Origin of the sequence: Streptomyces tritici (assembly GCF_048500665.1) — a bacterium.
GTDB lineage: Bacteria > Actinomycetota > Actinomycetes > Streptomycetales > Streptomycetaceae > Streptomyces > Streptomyces tritici.
In genome coordinates this window covers 5,023,507-5,039,574 of record NZ_CP183183.1, presented here as the reverse complement: position 1 = coordinate 5,039,574, position 16,068 = coordinate 5,023,507, and the positions used below count along the sequence as shown (strand labels likewise).

16 protein-coding genes are annotated in these 16,068 nt (G+C 74.0%); 11 read left to right on the top strand and 5 right to left on the bottom strand.

Annotation, left to right across the window (positions count from 1 at the left end):
* Positions 1-35: 35 nt before the first annotated feature.
* A complete protein-coding gene (locus tag ACNJ93_RS23530) occupies positions 36-707 on the bottom strand; it encodes a DUF4190 domain-containing protein (protein WP_418959405.1) in 672 nt (223 codons plus the stop codon).
* A gap of 91 nt (positions 708-798) precedes the next feature.
* Between ACNJ93_RS23530 and ACNJ93_RS23525 the strand changes: the two genes are divergently transcribed.
* From ACNJ93_RS23525 to ACNJ93_RS23505, 5 genes are all read left to right on the top strand, one after another.
* On the top strand, positions 799-1,830 hold the full coding sequence (locus ACNJ93_RS23525) for an adenosine deaminase (RefSeq protein WP_418959404.1): 1,032 nt from the start codon (positions 799-801) through the stop codon (positions 1,828-1,830).
* Between the two features lie 38 nt (positions 1,831-1,868).
* Positions 1,869-2,558 (top strand): glycerophosphodiester phosphodiesterase, encoded by a 690-nt coding sequence (locus tag ACNJ93_RS23520; RefSeq protein WP_418959403.1) that lies wholly within the window; start codon positions 1,869-1,871, stop codon positions 2,556-2,558.
* Positions 2,559-2,590: 32 nt separating this feature from the next.
* A complete protein-coding gene (locus ACNJ93_RS23515) occupies positions 2,591-3,715 on the top strand; it encodes a sensor histidine kinase (protein WP_418961504.1) in 1,125 nt (374 codons plus the stop codon).
* Positions 3,712-4,404, top strand: a complete 693-nt coding sequence (locus tag ACNJ93_RS23510) for a response regulator (protein ID WP_418959402.1) — start codon at positions 3,712-3,714, stop codon at positions 4,402-4,404. The genes ACNJ93_RS23515 and ACNJ93_RS23510 overlap by 4 nt, the downstream gene beginning before the upstream one ends.
* A 108-nt stretch (positions 4,405-4,512) precedes the next feature.
* Positions 4,513-5,709, top strand: coding sequence for a serine hydrolase domain-containing protein (locus ACNJ93_RS23505; protein WP_418959401.1), 1,197 nt, complete (start codon positions 4,513-4,515; stop codon positions 5,707-5,709).
* Here the strand turns inward: ACNJ93_RS23505 and ACNJ93_RS23500 are convergent.
* On the bottom strand, positions 5,657-6,193 hold the full coding sequence (locus tag ACNJ93_RS23500; RefSeq protein WP_418959400.1) for a hypothetical protein: 537 nt from the start codon (positions 6,191-6,193) through the stop codon (positions 5,657-5,659). The genes ACNJ93_RS23505 and ACNJ93_RS23500 overlap by 53 nt on opposite strands.
* 65 nt (positions 6,194-6,258) lie before the next feature.
* Here ACNJ93_RS23500 and ACNJ93_RS23495 point away from each other — a divergent pair, with 65 nt between their 5' ends.
* Positions 6,259-6,648: a hypothetical protein gene (locus ACNJ93_RS23495; protein WP_418959399.1), complete on the top strand. Its 390-nt coding sequence runs from the start codon at positions 6,259-6,261 to the stop codon at positions 6,646-6,648.
* Positions 6,649-6,733: 85 nt separating this feature from the next.
* Here ACNJ93_RS23495 and ACNJ93_RS23490 read toward each other — a convergent pair whose 3' ends face one another.
* Positions 6,734-8,170, bottom strand: coding sequence for a gamma-aminobutyraldehyde dehydrogenase (locus ACNJ93_RS23490; protein WP_418959398.1), 1,437 nt, complete (start codon positions 8,168-8,170; stop codon positions 6,734-6,736).
* A gap of 203 nt (positions 8,171-8,373) precedes the next feature.
* Here ACNJ93_RS23490 and ACNJ93_RS23485 point away from each other — a divergent pair, with 203 nt between their 5' ends.
* From ACNJ93_RS23485 to ACNJ93_RS23465, 5 genes are all read left to right on the top strand, one after another.
* Positions 8,374-8,865 carry an Lrp/AsnC family transcriptional regulator gene (locus ACNJ93_RS23485; RefSeq protein ID WP_418959397.1) on the top strand — a complete coding sequence of 164 codons (492 nt, stop codon included), beginning with the start codon at positions 8,374-8,376 and terminating at the stop codon, positions 8,863-8,865.
* The gene (locus ACNJ93_RS23480) at positions 8,850-10,229 is read left to right on the top strand and encodes an aspartate aminotransferase family protein (protein ID WP_418959396.1); all 1,380 of its coding nucleotides are present in this window, start codon (positions 8,850-8,852) and stop codon (positions 10,227-10,229) included. Before ACNJ93_RS23485 ends, ACNJ93_RS23480 begins: the two co-directional genes overlap by 16 nt.
* 209 nt (positions 10,230-10,438) lie before the next feature.
* Positions 10,439-11,167, top strand: a complete 729-nt coding sequence (locus tag ACNJ93_RS23475) for an ABC transporter ATP-binding protein (RefSeq protein WP_418959395.1) — start codon at positions 10,439-10,441, stop codon at positions 11,165-11,167.
* Complete coding sequence (locus ACNJ93_RS23470; protein WP_418959394.1) at positions 11,149-12,285, top strand: hypothetical protein; 1,137 nt, start codon at positions 11,149-11,151, stop codon at positions 12,283-12,285. The genes ACNJ93_RS23475 and ACNJ93_RS23470 overlap by 19 nt, the downstream gene beginning before the upstream one ends.
* Before the next feature lie 107 nt (positions 12,286-12,392).
* Positions 12,393-13,361, top strand: coding sequence for a hypothetical protein (locus ACNJ93_RS23465; RefSeq protein WP_418959393.1), 969 nt, complete (start codon positions 12,393-12,395; stop codon positions 13,359-13,361).
* Positions 13,362-13,374: 13 nt separating this feature from the next.
* Here the strand turns inward: ACNJ93_RS23465 and ACNJ93_RS23460 are convergent, their stop codons facing one another.
* Complete coding sequence (locus ACNJ93_RS23460) at positions 13,375-14,403, bottom strand: ABC transporter ATP-binding protein (RefSeq protein WP_418959392.1); 1,029 nt, start codon at positions 14,401-14,403, stop codon at positions 13,375-13,377.
* Positions 14,403-16,016, bottom strand: a complete 1,614-nt coding sequence (locus tag ACNJ93_RS23455) for an ABC transporter permease (RefSeq protein WP_418959391.1) — start codon at positions 16,014-16,016, stop codon at positions 14,403-14,405. The genes ACNJ93_RS23460 and ACNJ93_RS23455 overlap by 1 nt, the downstream gene beginning before the upstream one ends.
* Positions 16,017-16,068: the final 52 nt, after the last annotated feature.

Sequence of the window (16,068 nt, the reverse complement as noted above, 5' to 3'; positions counted from 1 at the left end):
CCCGCGGGCCCGGCTCGGCGCGTCATGACGGACGGTCAGCGGCGGTCGGTGACGACCAGGCTGGTCTTGAACGGGTCGTCGTCGCTGCCGCTCTCCTTGTCCCACTTCTCGGCGTTGGCGATGATGAAGCCGAAGAGCGCGATCATGGCGACGCCGAGGACCACGCCGATCGAGCCCATGATGATGCCGGCCAGCGCCTGGCCCGCGTTGTTGGCCTCGCCGCGCTGGACGCGCTTGCGTCCCAGGATGCCGAAGATCAGCGCGAGCGCGCCGAGGACGATGCTCGGCAGGCCGTAGAAGCAGAAGAGGCAGAGGGCCAGGATGCCGAGCACCATGCTCGCGGTGCCCATCCCGTTCTGCGGCTGCTGCCCCCAGCCCTGCTGGCCGTAGCCGTACGCCGGGTAGGCCGGGGCGGGGTAGCCGTACGCGCCGCCGGGCGGCGTGGGGGCCGTCGGGTAGCCGTAGCCCGGACCGGTCGGGGCCACCGGGGGCGGCGGCACGTCACCGGTCGGCACGCCCGCGGGCGGGGTCACCGACGGCATGGCCGCCATCGTCGGCTGGTCGTGCACGGTCGGCGGCGTGGGCGCGGCGGGCTGTCCGGACGTCTTGCCGAGGTCGACGCGCTCCGGCGGCGCCCACGGGTCCGCGGGGTCGAAGCCGCCCTGGCCGCTCTGGCCGCCCTGCGCGGCTCCGCTGCTGTCGGTCATGGTCCTCCCCCATCGTGGTCCGCTCATGCTACGACCTCGTTCGGACACGGGTGCGGCCCGGCCTCCGGCGGCCCCCGCCTACGATGACCCGATGACCGATCTGCATCCGTTCATCGCGGGCCTGCCGAAGGCCGAGCTGCACGTCCACCACGTCGGGTCCGCGTCCCCGCGGATCGTCGCCGAGCTCGCCGCCCGGCACCCCGACTCGAAGGTGCCCACCGACCCCGAGGCGCTCGCCGACTACTTCGTCTTCACCGACTTCGCGCACTTCATCGAGGTCTACCTGTCGGTCGTGGACCTGGTCCGCACCCCCGAGGACGTCCGGCTGCTGACCTTCGAGGTCGCCCGCGACATGGCCCGGCAGAACATCCGGTACGCCGAGCTGACCGTGACGCCGTACAGCTCCACCCGCCGCGGCATCGACGAGCGGGCGTTCATGGACGCGATCGAGGACGCCCGCCGGGCCGCCGAGGCCGAGCTGGGCGTCGTCCTGCGCTGGTGCTTCGACATCCCGGGCGAGGCCGGCCTGGAGGCCGCCGCCGAGACCGCCCGGCTCGCCGTCACCGACGGGCTGCGCCCCGAGGGCCTGGTGTCCTTCGGGCTCGGCGGCCCCGAGATCGGCGTGCCGCGCCCGCAGTTCAAGCCGTACTTCGACCAGGCGCGCGCGGCCGGTCTGCGTTCCGTCCCGCACGCCGGAGAGACCACCGGCCCCGAGACCGTCTGGGACGCGTTGAACGAGCTGGGCGCGGAGCGCATCGGCCACGGCACCAGCTCGGTGCGGGACCCGAAGCTGCTCGCGCACCTGGCCGAGCACCGGATCGCGCTGGAGGTCTGCCCGACGTCCAACATCGCGACCCGCGCGGTGGCCCGGCTGGAGGAGCACCCGATCCGGCAGATGGCCGAGGCCGGGGTGCTGGTGACGGTCAACAGCGACGACCCGCCGATGTTCGGCACCGACCTGAACAACGAGTACGCGGTGGCGGCCCGGCTGCTCGGCCTCGACGAGCGCGGGATCGCGGAGCTGGCGAAGAACGCGGTCGAGGCGTCCTTCCTCGACGCGGCGGGCAAGGCCCGGATCGCCGGGGAGATCGACGCGTACACGGACAAGTGGCTGGCGCGCTGAGCACCGGCGACCCCGCCTCCGGCCGCGAGAATGAGGTCATGCGCAACGTCAGAGTCGTGGCCCACCGCGGCGACCCCTACCGCGCCCGCGAGAACACGCTCCGCTCGATCGCCTCGGCGGTCGGGCGGGGCGCGGACGCGGTCGAGATCGACGTCCGGCTCACCAAGGACGGCGTGCCCGTCCTGCTGCACGACGACACCCTGAAGCGGCTGTGGGGCCACGACCGGCCCCTGTCCTCGCTCACCTACGCGGAGGTCCGCGGGCTCAGCCTCGACGAGGTGCCGAGCCTGGACGAGGCCCTGGCGGCGGCGAAGGACCACCCGCTGATGATCGACCTGCCCGGCGGGAACGAGGCGTCGGTCCGCGCGATCGTCGGCGCGGTCCGCGACTCGGGGGCCGCGGACCGCGTGTACTACTGCGCCGGCGGCGTGGCGATGCTGCACGTACGGGCCGCCGACCCGTCCGCCGAGATCGCCCTGACCTGGACCTCGCTGGCCCCGCCGCGGCCCGTCCTGCTGGACGTGGTGAAGCCGCGCTGGCTCAACTACCGCTTCGGCCTGGTGACCCGCGCCCTGGCCGACCGGGTCCACCGCGACGGCCTGCTCCTGTCCGCCTGGACGGTGGACACCCGCCGGACCATGCGCCGCATGATCGCGGCCGGGGCGGACTCGGTCACCACCAACCGCGTCGACGCCCTCGTCGCCGAGCTGGGGCGCCGGCAGCGGTGAACGGCATATTCCGGTACGCCCGGGACCTCGGGATGCGGGCCCGGACGCTGGGCGGGGCCAACCCGTGGGCGGTGGACATCGGCCTGGCCCTGCTGGTGCAGGCGGCGATGACGATGCCGTTCGTGGTGCCGCGCGCACCGGATCTGCCGCCGGCGACCTGGGCGGCGTACGGGCTGACGAGCCTGACGGTGCTGCCGCTGGTGTGGCGGCGGCGCGCCCCGTTCACGGTGCTGCTCGCGGTGATGGCGGCGAGCGCCCTGTACGAACTGGCCCTGGACGGGCCGGGGCAGCCGCTGCCGTACACCGGACTGGTGGTCGTCTACACGATCGCCGCGCTCTGCCCGGCCCGGGTCCGGCTGGGCACGGCGGCGCTGCTGGCCGTGGCGGTGCCGGTGTCGGTGTGGCTCAACACCCGCTCGGCGCGCGAACTGACCTTCTCGCTCTTCGTGTTCGGCGCGGCCTACGCGCTCGGCCGGCTCACGGACGCGCGGCAGCGGGCCGCGCGCGTGGAGGCGGAGCGGGCGGCGGCGCGGGAACGGGCGCGGATCGCCCGGGAGATGCACGACATCCTGTCGCACGCGGTGAGCCTGATGGTGGTGCAGGCGGAGGCGGGACCGCTGGCGGTGCGCCGCGCGCCGGAGAAGGCGGAGGCGGCGTTCGACGCGATCTCGGAGACCGGGCGGGACGCGATGGCGCAGCTGCGGGAGATGCTGGGCGTGCTGCGGGACGGCGAGGACCCGGCGCCGCGCGCGCCGCAGCCGGGCCTGGACGCGCTGCCGGAGCTGCTGGCGCGGGTACGGGCGGGCGGTCTGGACGTGGCGTACGAGACGGCCGGCGAGGTGCGGTCGGTGCCGCCGGCGCTGGGCGCGACGGTGCACCGGATCGTGCAGGAGGCGCTGACGAACGTGGTGAAGCACGCGGCGGCGGCCACCGCGACGGTACGGCTCGCCCGCGCGCCGGGCCGGCTGACGGTGACGGTGACCGACGACGGGCGCGGGCCGCGGGGCGGCGCGTCCGGCGGGCACGGCCTGGTCGGGCTGCGGGAGCGGGCCGCGGCGCACGGCGGCACGGCGGCCGCGGGGGCGGGCCCGGGCGGGCGGGGTTTCGAGGTGCGGGCCGAGTTCCCGCTGGACGAAGGGGCGGGGGTGCGGGGGTGACGATCCGTGTGGTGGTCGCGGACGACCAGGAGCTGGTGCGCAGCGGCTTCGCGATGATCCTGGACGCGCAGCCGGACATCGAGGTGGTCGCCGAGGCGGGCGACGGGGCGGCGGCCGTCGACGCGGTGCGGCGGCTCGCGCCGGAGGTGGCGCTGCTGGACGTCCGGATGCCGGGCACGGACGGCATCGAGGCGTGCCGGGCGATCACCGCGGGCACGGCCTGCCGGACGGTGATGCTGACGACCTTCGACGCCGACGAGTACGTGTACGAGGCGCTGCACGCGGGCGCGAGCGGCTTCCTGCTGAAGGACGTGCGGCGGGACGACCTGGTGCACGCGGTCCGGGTGGTGGCCGCGGGCGACTCACTGCTGGCCCCCTCGGTGGCGCGCCGGCTGGTGGAGCGGTACACGGCGGGCGGAGCGGCCCGCCCCGATCCGCGGCTCGACGCGCTGACGGCGCGGGAGCGGGAGACGCTGCTGCTGCTCGCGCGGGGCCTGTCGAACGCGGAGATCGCGGCGGAGCTGGTGGTCAGCGAGCACACGGTGAAGACGCACGTGGGCCATGTGCTGGCGAAGCTGGGGCTGCGGGACCGGATCCAGGCGGTGATCTGCGCGTACGAGACGGGCCTGGTGACGCCGGGGGCTCCCCCGGTCGGGCGAGGAGGGCCGGGCGCGGGCTCCCCCGCGTAGGGGAGGGCGGGGCGCACGCAAGATCGCCGAGGCGGGCGATCCGTGCGACGCCGCAGGTCAGCAGGATGGTGAGGAAGCCAACGAGGGCCTCATCCCGAGGAGTTGACCATGAACGGCACCCTGCGCACCCTGCTCGCCACCGCGCTCGCCCTGGGCGTCGCGTCGGGCGCGGCGGTCGTCCCGGCGGCCGCGGACCCCACCGCCACCCCCACCGCCTCCGCCTCCGCCTCCGATGCCACCGCCGCCCTGGAGGCGGCGATCGCCGGCCTGCCGGACGACCACGCGACGGCGGCGCTGGTGCGCGTCGGCGGCACCGAGGGGACCTGGCGGGGCTCGGCGGGCGTGCACGACCTGCGGACGAACCGCCCGGCCGACCCGGGGGCCCGGTTCCGGGCGGGTTCGGTGACGAAGGTGTTCACGGCGGCGGTCGTGCTGCGCCTCGCGGCGGAGGGCCGGCTCGACCTGGACCGGCCGGCCCGCGCGTACCTCCCGGAGCTGATCCCGGCGGCGTACGCGGGGGTGACGGTGCGCCAGCTGCTGAACCACACGCACGGCATCCCGGCCGCGGACCTGCCGGGCACGACGGTCGAGGAGTGGTACGAGAACCGCTTCGCGGTGCACCGCCCGGAGGACCTCGTGCGCTCGGCGACGGCGAAGCGGCCGGAGTTCGCGCCCGGCAAGCGCCAGCACTACCTGAACATCGGCTACACGATCGCGGGCCTGCTGATCGAGCGGGTGACCGGCGAGCGGTACGAGGACGTGCTCGCCGACCGCGTGCTGCGCCCGCTCGGCCTGCGCGACACGTACTCCCCCGGCACGAACCCGCGCATCGTCGGCCGGCACAACCACGGCTACCAGTGGCTGCGGCAGCCGGACGGCACGAAGGCACTGCGGGACGTGTCGGTGTGGAGCACGACGGACGGCTGGGCGGCCGGTGACCTGGTCTCCACGACGGCCGACCTGGAGCGCTTCACCCGCGCCCTGTTCGCCGGCCGGGTGGTGAGCGGCCCCCTGCTGGAGGAGATGTTCACCCTCCCCCGGGTCCGGGACTTCAGGACCGGCGCCCCGGCCGCGTACTCGGCGGGCCTGTCGATGAAGAGGCTCGGCGGCCGCGAGGTGTGGGGCAAGACGGGCGGCCGCTGGGGCTACAACGCGGCCGTCGCCTCCACCCGCGGCGGCGAGCGCACCCTCGTCTACAGCGTCAACTCCACCGACGCCAAGGGCCAGGACACGAACCGCGTCGCCCTGATGCTCATGCTGGCGACGTACGGAGCGCCGGACCCGTCTGCCGCTCCAGACGCTTGATCATGCGGCGGACGACGAGCAGGGGCAGGATGCCGAACACCCCGAAGGACATGTCGATCACCGACCACCAGAAGGGGATGTCGCGGATCGGTCCGCAGATCAGGGCGAGCGGGACGATGCCGGCGCAGGCGATCATGGCGAACTCGACGACCCAGATGTTGCGGACGGGATCGCGGTACACGCCGTAGAAGGCGACGGCGATGACGAGGTGGGCGAAGGCCAGCCAGTCGGTGCCGTAGAGGAGGTACGGGGACGCGGCGTCGGCCCGGTCGAGGCCGCCGCGGACGCGGGCGATCCACTCGGCGAGACCGGGGAAGACGTCCGCGACCGGGGCGGCCCAGGTGGTCAGGGCGCCGTCGAGCAGGCGGAGTTCGGTGACGAGCGGGAAGGCGGTGAGTCCGCTGAGGACGAGGCAGACGACGAAGAACGCCAGCCAGACGCGGATGCGCGTGAGAAGGGCCCTCGGCCCGTTCGAGTCGCTCATGACGGCAGCGTACGCCTCCGACTGAACACGTTCAAAAGTGGGGCTCCGTGTGGCAGGCTGACCCCATGAGCTTCGACATGTTCGTGCTCCGGTACGTGGCCGGGGAGCCGGCGCCGCTGGACCGGGACGTCCTGGACGAGGTCCTCGGCCCGTACGTGGCGGCGCGCGACCCGGCGGTGGATCTGCTGCAGCTCCGCGTGGGCGAGCGCGGCGGGGCGGACGTCTGGCTCCGGGAGACCTCGCTGACCCTCAACCACGTGGCGGGCCAAGGGGCGTTGGACCTCGTCTGCGCGCTGCTCCGGCGGCTGGGCGCCGTGCTCGCCCTGCCGGGCGGGACGGTGGTCCTGTACCGGGACGAGGACCGCGAGCGGCTGCCCCCGGAGCTGCGGGACGCCGCCGTCCTCGTCGTCGCGACGACGGGGGCGGAGCTCGGCCGGGCGATCCGGGAGTCGTGAGAACCGGCGGCGGGAGAACGGGCGCGGCCCCGGCGCCCTGCCGTGGACGGGCAGGGGGCCGGGGCCGCGGGGCGGGCCGGGAGGGTCAGCCGAGGGACGTCATCACGTGCTTGATGCGCGTGTAGTCCTCGAAGCCGTACGCCGACAGGTCCTTGCCGTAGCCGGACTTCTTGTAGCCGCCGTGCGGCATCTCGGCGACCAGCGGGATGTGGGTGTTGATCCACACGCAGCCGAAGTCGAGGGCCTTGGACATGCGCATCGCGCGGGCGTGGTCCTTCGTCCAGACCGAGGAGGCGAGGGCGTACTCGACGCCGTTCGCGTACTCCAGGGCCTGCTCCTCGTCGCGGAACGACTGGACGGTGATGACCGGGCCGAAGACCTCGTTCTGGACGATCTCGTCGTCCTGCTTGAGGCCGGAGACGACGGTCGGGGCGTAGAAGTAGCCCTTGTCGCCGACGCGGTGGCCGCCGGCCTCGACCTTGGCGTGGGCCGGGAGGCGGTCGATGAAGCCGGAGACCTGCTTGAGCTGGTTCTCGTTGTTCAGCGGGCCGTAGAGCACGTCCTCGTCGTCCGGCTGCCCCGTCTTGGTCTCGGCGGCGGCCTTGGCGAGCGCGGAGACGAACTCGTCGTGGATGGACTCGTGCACCAGCACGCGGGTCGCGGCGGTGCAGTCCTGGCCGGCGTTGAAGAAGCCGGCCACGGAGATGTCCTCGACGGCCTTGGCGATGTCGGTGTCCTCGAAGACCACGACCGGCGCCTTGCCGCCCAGCTCCAGGTGGACGCGCTTGACGTCCTTGGACGCCGACTCGGCGACCTGGATGCCGGCGCGCACGGAGCCGGTGATGGAGGCCATCGCCGGGGTGGCGTGCTCGACCATCGCGCGGCCGGTCTCGCGGTCGCCGCACAGGACGTTGAAGACGCCCTTGGGCAGGATCTGCCCGATGATCTCGGCGATCAGCACGGTCGACGCGGGGGTCGTGTCGGACGGCTTGAGGACGACGGTGTTGCCCGCGGCGAGCGCCGGGGCGAACTTCCACACGGCCATCATCATCGGGTAGTTCCACGGCGCGACCTGCGCGCAGACACCCACCGGCTCGCGGCGGATGATCGAGGTCATGCCCTCCATGTACTCGCCGGCGGACTTGCCCTCGAGCATCCGGGCGGCACCCGCGAAGAAGCGGATCTGGTCCACCATCGGCGGGATCTCCTCGCTCGCGGTGAGCGCGACCGGCTTGCCGGTGTTCTCGACCTCGGCGGCGATCAGGTCCTCGGCGCGCTCCTCGAAGGCGTCGGCGATCTTCAGCAGCAGCTTCTGGCGCTCCGACGGCGTGGTGTCGCGCCAGGCGGGGAAGGCGGCCGCGGCGGCCTCCATGGCGGCGTCGACGTCGGCCTGGCCGGAGAGCGGGGAGGTCGCGTACACCTCGCCGGTGGCCGGGTTGATCACGTCGATCGTGCGGCCGTCGGCCGCGTCCCGGAACTCCCCGTTGATGTAGTTGCGCAGCCGGCGCAGCTCGGTGGTCACTTGCCACCCCTCCTGTCACGTTCTGTGTCGCACGTCGTCGTGCGTGTCCCGATGGGTGAGACACCCAAGCCTAAACGCTGAACCGACGCTTTCAACAGGGCTGACGGCCACCAACTTCGGATTCAGCATGATCGAGCACTCGAAACAACGAATTTCATCGCTCTCGGGTTGCCAGACCGACGACCTTCGTGCACAGTGAAGTCGTGGCCAGTCAAAGCACCCACTCCAGAACCGGAACCGGTTCGTCCCCGACGATCGATGCCGTCTCCCTGGCGATCATCGAACAGCTCCAGGAGGACGGCCGCCGTCCGTACGCCGCCATCGGCAAGGCCGTCGGCCTGTCCGAGGCGGCCGTCCGGCAGCGCGTCCAGAAGCTGCTCGACCAGGGCGTCATGCAGATCGTCGCCGTCACCGACCCGCTCACCGTGGGCCTCCGGCGTCAGGCGATGGTCGGCATCAACGTCGAGGGTGACCTGGATCCGGTCGCGGACGCGCTGACGGACATGCCCGAATGCGAGTACGTGGTGATGACCGCGGGCTCCTTCGACCTGATGGTGGAGATCGTCTGCGAGGACGACGACCACCTTCTGGAAGTGATCAACAAGCGGATCCGCACGCTCCCCGGCGTGCGGTCCACCGAGAGCTTCGTCTACCTGAAGCTCAAGAAGCAGACCTACATGTGGGGAACCCGATAGCCGTGAGCAAGGACCTCTCCCAGACCGCCTACGACCACCTGTGGATGCACTTCACCCGCATGTCGTCGTACGAGAACAACCCCGTCCCCACCATCGTCCGCGGTGAGGGCACCTACATCTACGACGACAAGGGCAGGAAGTACCTCGACGGCCTCGCCGGCCTGTTCGTGGTCCAGGCCGGTCACGGCCGTACCGAGCTCGCCGAGGTGGCTGCCAAGCAGGCCCAGGAGCTCGCCTTCTTCCCCGTGTGGTCCTACGCCCACCCGAAGGCCGTCGAGCTGGCCGAGCGTCTCGCCAACGAGGCCCCCGGCGACCTCAACAAGGTCTTCTTCACCACGGGCGGCGGCGAGGCGGTCGAGACCGCCTGGAAGCTGGCCAAGCAGTACTTCAAGCTGGTGGGCAAGCCGACCAAGTACAAGGTCATCTCCCGCGCGGTCGCCTACCACGGCACCCCGCAGGGCGCCCTGTCCATCACCGGCCTGCCGGGGCTCAAGGCCCCCTTCGAGCCGCTGGTCCCCGGCGCGCACAAGGTGCCGAACACCAACATCTACCGCGCGCCGCTGTTCGGCGACGACCCGGAGGCCTTCGGCCGCTGGGCCGCCGACCAGATCGAGCAGCAGATCCTCTTCGAGGGCCCCGACACCGTCGCGGCCGTCTTCCTGGAGCCGGTGCAGAACGCCGGCGGCTGCTTCCCGCCGCCGCCCGGGTACTTCCAGCGGGTCCGCGAGATCTGCGACAAGTACGACGTGCTGCTCGTCTCCGACGAGGTCATCTGCGCCTTCGGCCGCCTCGGCACCACCTTCGCCTGCGACAAGTTCGGCTACGTGCCGGACATGATCACCTGCGCGAAGGGCATGACCTCGGGCTACTCCCCGATCGGCGCCTGCATCGTCTCGGACCGCCTGGCCGAGCCGTTCTACAAGGGCGACAACACCTTCCTGCACGGCTACACCTTCGGCGGCCACCCGGTCTCCGCGGCCGTGGGCCTCGCCAACCTCGACCTGTTCGAGAAGGAGAAGCTCAACCAGCACGTGCTCGACAACGAGGGCAACTTCCTGTCGACGCTGCAGAAGCTGCACGACCTGCCGATCGTCGGCGACGTCCGCGGCAACGGCTTCTTCTACGGCATCGAGCTGGTGAAGGACAAGCACACCAAGGAGTCCTTCAACGACGAGGAGACCGAGCGCGTCCTGTACGGCTTCCTCTCCAAGGCGCTGTTCGACAACGGCCTGTACTGCCGCGCCGACGACCGTGGCGACCCGGTCATCCAGCTGGCTCCGCCGCTGATCTCGGACCAGTCCACGTTCGACGAGATCGAGCAGATCCTCCGCGCCACCCTCACCGAGGCGTGGACGAAGCTCTGATCCCGCGACATCACGCCGCCCTCACGGCGTGACCCCCGGCCCGGGCATGCCGCCATCCGAGTGGATGGCGGCGGCCCGGGCCGCGTGCTGTCCGTACAAGCGGATCTGAATCCTTACGGTGCCGAGTGACCCACGTGACCCACAGGCCCGTCTCCTCGTTCCCCCGTACGGGGGAACACACATCAGATCCGACCAACGAGGTGTACGCGATGGTGGCCCCACCGGACAACGACGTGCTCTGGGCACGCTCCCTGCACTGCTCCCTCGGCGGCACGCCCGCCCTCAGCGGGGTCTCCCTCGGCGTCCGCGAGGGCGAGATCCTCGCCGTCACCGGACCGCGCGGCAGCGGCAAGACGACCCTGCTGCGCTGCCTGTCCGGCCAGCTCGTCGCCGACAAGGGCGAGGTCTGGTTCAACAGCGGCCCCGTGCACACCCTCGGCCTCGTCCAGCGGGAACGGCTGCGGCGCGACCGGTTCGGCTGGATCGACCCCGAGCCCGGACTCGTCCCCGAGCTCACCGCCTGGGAGAACGCCGCCCTGCCGCTGCTGCTGCGCGGCGTCTCGCACCGCACCGCCAAGTCCGCCGCGACGGAATGGCTGGACCGGCTCGACATCGGCGCCGCCGCCCGCAAGCGGCCCCACGACCTCAGCCAGTCCCAGCGGCAGCGGATCGCCACCGCCCGGGCCCTGGTCACCACCCCGGCCGTGCTCTTCGCCGACGAGCCCACCGCCACCCTGCACCGCGCCGACGGGGCGCAGGTGCTGCGCACGCTGACCGCCGCCGCCCGCTCGCACCGCATCACCGTGCTGCTCGCCACCCACGACCCCGAGGTGGCCGCGCTCGCCGACCGGGCCGTCACGCTCGTCGACGGCCGCCGGGTCGCCGACGCCCGCCCGACCGGTTCGGAGGGCCGCGCCGCGTGCTCGCTCTCCGTCTGACCCGGGGCTCCCACCCGCTGGTCCTGCTGCGGCGGCTCCTCGTCGCCGCGGCGGCGGCCGGCACGGGCTTCCTTCTGCTGTGCACCCTCGGTCATGCCGTCGGCCACCCCGCGCAGGCCCCCGGCTCCGCGCTGCGGCTGCTGTGGTGCGTGATCCCGCTGGCGGCGACCGTGCAGTTCGCCGTCGCCGTGGCCCGTACGGACCCCAGCACCCGGCCCCGGCCGGGACTGTCCGCCGTCGGGCTCGGCCCCGCCCGGCTGACCGCGATCGCCGCCGCGTCCACGGCCGTCGCCTGCACGCTCGGCTCGGCCGTGGCGCTGCTGTTCTTCCTGCACCTGCGCGGTGACCTCACCGGGCTCCCGTTCGACGGGGCCGCCGCGGAACTGCTCGGCGCCGACCGGCCGCTGCCGCTCGCCGCGGCGCTCACCCTGCTCGCGGTGCTGCCGGTGGCGGCCGCCACCGCCGCCGCGCTGGCGCTGCGCCCCCGCCCGGCCCGGCCCGCCGAACGCGTCGCCGGACTGCCGGGGGGCCTGCCCTGGGGCGTCGCGCTGGTGGCGTCCGGGCTCGCGATCGAGACCTACGCGGCGCGCGGCGGCGGCGACGCCGCCACGCTGCCGGGCCGCGTCGAGGCCGGCCCGCTGGGCGTCCTCGCCGGCTGGGCGCTCACCGCCGCCGGCCTGGCCCTGGCCGGTCCCGCGCTCACGTACGTGTCCGGCCGGCTGCTGCAGACGTTCCGCCCGGGGGCGCTGCGGCTGCTCGCCGGCCGGGTCCTGATGGGCGAGGCGGGCCGCATCGGCCGGCCGCTGGGCGTGGTCGCCGCCGTGGCCTCGGCCTCGATCGCCGCCGTCACGGTCGGCGGGCTCGGCCCCGGCGGCTCCGGCCCCCTGACGGCCCTCGGCGCCACCCTGGTCGTCGCCTGCACCACGGCGACGCTGCTCACCGCGGCCCTGGAGGCGAAGCAGACCCGCACCCACACCACCGCCGCCCTCCACCGCCTCGGCGCCCCGCCCACCGTCCTGCGCACCGCCGCCCTCCTGCGCACCGCCGCCCTCCTGGCCGTCCTCGTCCCCGTGACCTGGACCGTCGCCACCCTCGCCGCCACTCCCCTCAAGGGCTGACCGCTCCCCGGGACGTACGGCCCCTCCCCCGGGCGGCGGAGCCGGACACCCGGGGTTACGTCCGTGGGGCGATGCCGGGGGGTGCGGGTGGCCGCCAGGCTCGGTGCATGAGCTGGAAGAGGATCACGGGCTCCTGGCCGCTGTGGGCCGAGCGGGCCGCGCTGTGGTGGTCGGTGCTGTACGCGGGCGGCGCGGCCGTCGCCGCGGCAACCGGGCCCGCGTACGGGTACGCACTGCTCGGCAAGGCGACCGGGACCGCCGCCGAAGCGGCCACGGCCGGCCTGTACGGGGCGGCCGCCCTGCTCGCGTACACCCTGCCGCGCCGCCCGGACCGCGCATGGCCGTCGCGGCTCGCCTGGCCGGTCGTCGCGCTCTGTCTGACCTCGGGCTTCGCCTTCCTCTTCAGCCCCGCGCACGCGCTCGCCGTCCTCTTCGGCCGGAACCAGCCGCCGATGGACTGGGCCGCCTGGGCGAACCAGGGCCTCGCGGTGGCGGGCGCGGTGCTGTGGGCCTGCGCCGCCGTGGCGCACCGGCGGCGGGCGCGCGGACGGTGCGTGTCCTGCGGGGGCCGCGCGGCCGCCGCGCCGGGCGGGCGGCGGACCGCGGCCGGGCTCGTCGCGGTCGCCGCCCTCGTCCCGTACGCGACCTTGAAGACCGCCTGGGCGCTCGGCGCGACCGTCGGCTACACCGGCGCGGGCAAACCCGGCATGGACCCGCGCTACACCAGCGACCTGGGCATCCGGCTGTACGAGCACGGCGTGGACATCACGGCGCTGCTCGCCCTCGTCGGCATGGCGCTGGCCCTCGCGCTGACCCGCCCCTGGGGCCGGGCGCTGCCCCGGCTGCCGCTGCTCGCGCTCGGCTGGGCGGGCGCGGGCGCGCTCGCGCCGTTCGGGATCTTCCTCGCCGTGATGGGCGCCCTGGCGTGGTCGGGTCTGACCGACTGGGGCGTCGCCGACCACGCGCCGTGGGTGGTCGTCGTCGCGTACGGCGGCTTCTCCGCCTACGGCCTGGCCCTCGGCCGCGCGACCCGTTCCTACCAGCGGACCACCCGCCGGGCGTGCGCCCGCTGTTAGGGGGCGTCCTCTGTCAGGGGGCGTCCTCGCCCAGCAGGACGACCTCGTCCGCCGCGAAGTCGACGCCGACCCGGGCGCCCGGTTCCGGGGCCGTGCGCAGCGGGACCTCGGCCTCCAGGGGCGGCGCGTCCGAGGGGTGCAGGAGGAGGGCTGCGTGGTGGCCGCGGAAGGTGCGGCCGGCGACGGTGCAGGGCAGTCCCTGGCCCGCCGGGACGACGCGGACGCCCATGGGGCGGACCATCAGGCGCCGTTCGCCCTGCGGGGAGCCCGGCGGGACCGGGATCTTCCCCCAGGGGGTGTCCGCGGACTCACCGGTCACCGTCGCCGGGACGACGTTGTCGAAGCCGAGGAACCGCGCCACGAACTCGGACGCGGGGCGCTGCCACACGTCGAGCGGCGTACCGGACTGGGCGATCCGCCCGTCCCGCATCACCACCACCCGGTCGGCCAGCGCGAACGCCTCGCCCTGGTCGTGCGTGACGGCCAGCACCGTCGTGCCCAACCGGCCGAACAGCTGCCGCAGTTCGACGACCAGCCGCTCCCGCAGCCCGCGGTCGAGCTGCCCCAGCGGCTCGTCCAGCATCAGCAGCCGCGGCCGCGGCGCGAGCGCCCGGGCCAGCGCGACCCGCTGCTGCTCCCCTCCGGACAGCTCCGCGACGGAGCGCCGCTCCGCGCCCGGCAGACCGACCAGATCCAGCAACTCACCGACCTGGGCGGCCTGTCCGGCCCGGGACACCCCGTGCATCCGCAGGCCGAACGCGACGTTCCCCGCCACGTCCCGCTGCGGGAACAGCTGGTGGTCCTGGAACATCAGCCCGACCCCGCGCCGGTGCACCGGCACCCCGCTCTGGTCCGCGCCGCCCAGCAGCACCCGGCCGCCGTCCAGCGGCTGGAGCCCCGCGACGGCCCGCAGCAGCGTCGACTTGCCGCTGCCGCTCGGCCCGAGCACGCACACGATCTCGTGCTCGGCGACCTCCAGGTCCACCGCGTCGAGCGCGGCGCGCGCCCCGAAGCGCACCGTCGCGCCGTCCAGCCTCAGCATCAGAACTCCCCGGAGGTCCGCTCGGTGCGCAGCCGTTCGAGCAGCAGCAGGGCCGCCGCGCACACCGCCATCAGAATCGTCGACAGGGCCATCGCCTGCCCGTAGTTCAGCTCCCCCGGCCGGCCGAGGAGTCGCGCCACCGCGACCGGCAGCGTCGGGTTGTCGGGCCGGGCGATGAACACCGTCGCCCCGAACTCGCCCAACGACACCGCGAACGCGAACCCCGCGGCGATCAGCAGCGCCCGCCACACCATCGGCAGGTCCACCTCCCGCCAGGCCCGCAGCGGCGAGGCGCCCAGCACGGCCGCCGCCTCCCGCAGCCGCGCGTCCACCGCCCGCAGCACCGGCAGCATCGTCCGTACGACGAACGGCACGCCGACCAGCGCCTGCGCCAGCGGCACCAGGATCCACGAGGCCCGCAGGTCCAGCGGCGGCTCGTCCAGGGTGATCAGGAACCCGAAGCCGACCGTCACCGCGGACACCCCGAGCGGCAGCATCAGCAGCGCGTCGAAGCCCCGCACCAGCCGCCCCGCCTTCGTCGTGAGCGCAGCCGCGGCGAGGCCGCCGATCAGCAGCGCGATGCCGGTGGCGACCAGCGCGTACTCCAGCGAGTTCCCGACCGCCTCCAGCGGCGGGACGAGGAACGTCCCCGACGCGTCGAGCGAGCCCAGCGCCCGGTAGTAGCGCAGACCGTACCCGTCAGGGCCGGCGAAGGACCGCTCCACCAGCATCGCCAGCGGCAGCAGGATCAGCAGCGCCACCGACGCCAGCACCCCGCCGAGCAGCGCCCACTGCCCGGCACCGCGCGGCCGGCGCGCCGTGCTCCCGGCGGGCACCAGCTTCAGCGCCGACTCCCGGCGCCGTACCGTCCATGCGTGCACGGCGAGGATCGCGCCGACCGCCACGAACTGCACCATCGTCAGCACGGCCGCCGTCGGCAGGTCCAGCAGCCGGGCGGTCTGCCGGTAGATCTCCGCCTCCAGCGTCGCGTACGCCGTCCCGCCGAGGATCTGCACCACACCGAAGGAGGTGAAGGTGAACAGGAAGACCATCAGCGCCGCCGCGGCCACGGACGGCACCAGCGCCGGCAGCGTCACCCGCCGCCACGCCTGCCACCGGGACGCGCCCAGCACCCGCGCGGCCTCCTCCTGCCGCGGGTCGAGCTGCGCCCACAGCCCGCCGACCGTACGGACGACGACCGCGTAGTTGAAGAAGACGTGCGCCAGCAGGATCGCCCCCACGGACGTGTCCAGGCGCAGCCCCCACAGCTCGTCCGTCAGCCCGCCCCGCCCGACCAGCGCCAGGAAGGCCGTGCCGACCATGACCGTGGGCAGCACGAACGGCACGGTCACCACGGCCCGCAGCACCCGCTTGCCGGGGAAGTCGAGCCGCGCGAACACGTACGCGCCGGGCAGCGCGACCAGCAGCGTCAGCGCCGTCGAGGCCGCCGCCTGCCACACCGTGAACCACAGCACGTCCAGCAGGTCCGGCCGGCTCAGCGTCTCGCCGATCCGGCCGAACCGCCACGTCCCGTCGGTCTTCACGCCGCGGGCGACGATCGACGCGACGGGCCAGGCGAAGAACACCGCGAAGAACGCGACGGGCAGGGCCATCAGCCCGAGCCGCGCCGCGCTCCCCCGCAGGTCCCGGCGCCCGCCGGAGCGA

What these genes read in the sequence shown, in the direction of transcription:
- ACNJ93_RS23530 (WP_418959405.1), bottom strand. Translation starts at nt 707, where the DNA reads ATGACCGACAGCAGCGGAGCCGCGCAGGGCGGCCAGAGCGGCCAGGGC.
- ACNJ93_RS23525 (WP_418959404.1), top strand. Translation starts at nt 799, where the DNA reads ATGACCGATCTGCATCCGTTCATCGCGGGCCTGCCGAAGGCCGAGCTG.
- ACNJ93_RS23520 (WP_418959403.1), top strand. Translation starts at nt 1,869, where the DNA reads ATGCGCAACGTCAGAGTCGTGGCCCACCGCGGCGACCCCTACCGCGCC.
- ACNJ93_RS23515 (WP_418961504.1), top strand. Translation starts at nt 2,591, where the DNA reads ATGCGGGCCCGGACGCTGGGCGGGGCCAACCCGTGGGCGGTGGACATC.
- ACNJ93_RS23505 (WP_418959401.1), top strand. Translation starts at nt 4,513, where the DNA reads ATGAACGGCACCCTGCGCACCCTGCTCGCCACCGCGCTCGCCCTGGGC.
- ACNJ93_RS23500 (WP_418959400.1), bottom strand. Translation starts at nt 6,193, where the DNA reads ATGAGCGACTCGAACGGGCCGAGGGCCCTTCTCACGCGCATCCGCGTC.
- ACNJ93_RS23495 (WP_418959399.1), top strand. Translation starts at nt 6,259, where the DNA reads ATGAGCTTCGACATGTTCGTGCTCCGGTACGTGGCCGGGGAGCCGGCG.
- ACNJ93_RS23475 (WP_418959395.1), top strand. Translation starts at nt 10,439, where the DNA reads ATGGTGGCCCCACCGGACAACGACGTGCTCTGGGCACGCTCCCTGCAC.
- ACNJ93_RS23465 (WP_418959393.1), top strand. Translation starts at nt 12,393, where the DNA reads ATGAGCTGGAAGAGGATCACGGGCTCCTGGCCGCTGTGGGCCGAGCGG.
- ACNJ93_RS23460 (WP_418959392.1), bottom strand. Translation starts at nt 14,403, where the DNA reads ATGCTGAGGCTGGACGGCGCGACGGTGCGCTTCGGGGCGCGCGCCGCG.
- ACNJ93_RS23455 (WP_418959391.1), bottom strand. Translation starts at nt 16,016, where the DNA reads ATGGCCCTGCCCGTCGCGTTCTTCGCGGTGTTCTTCGCCTGGCCCGTC.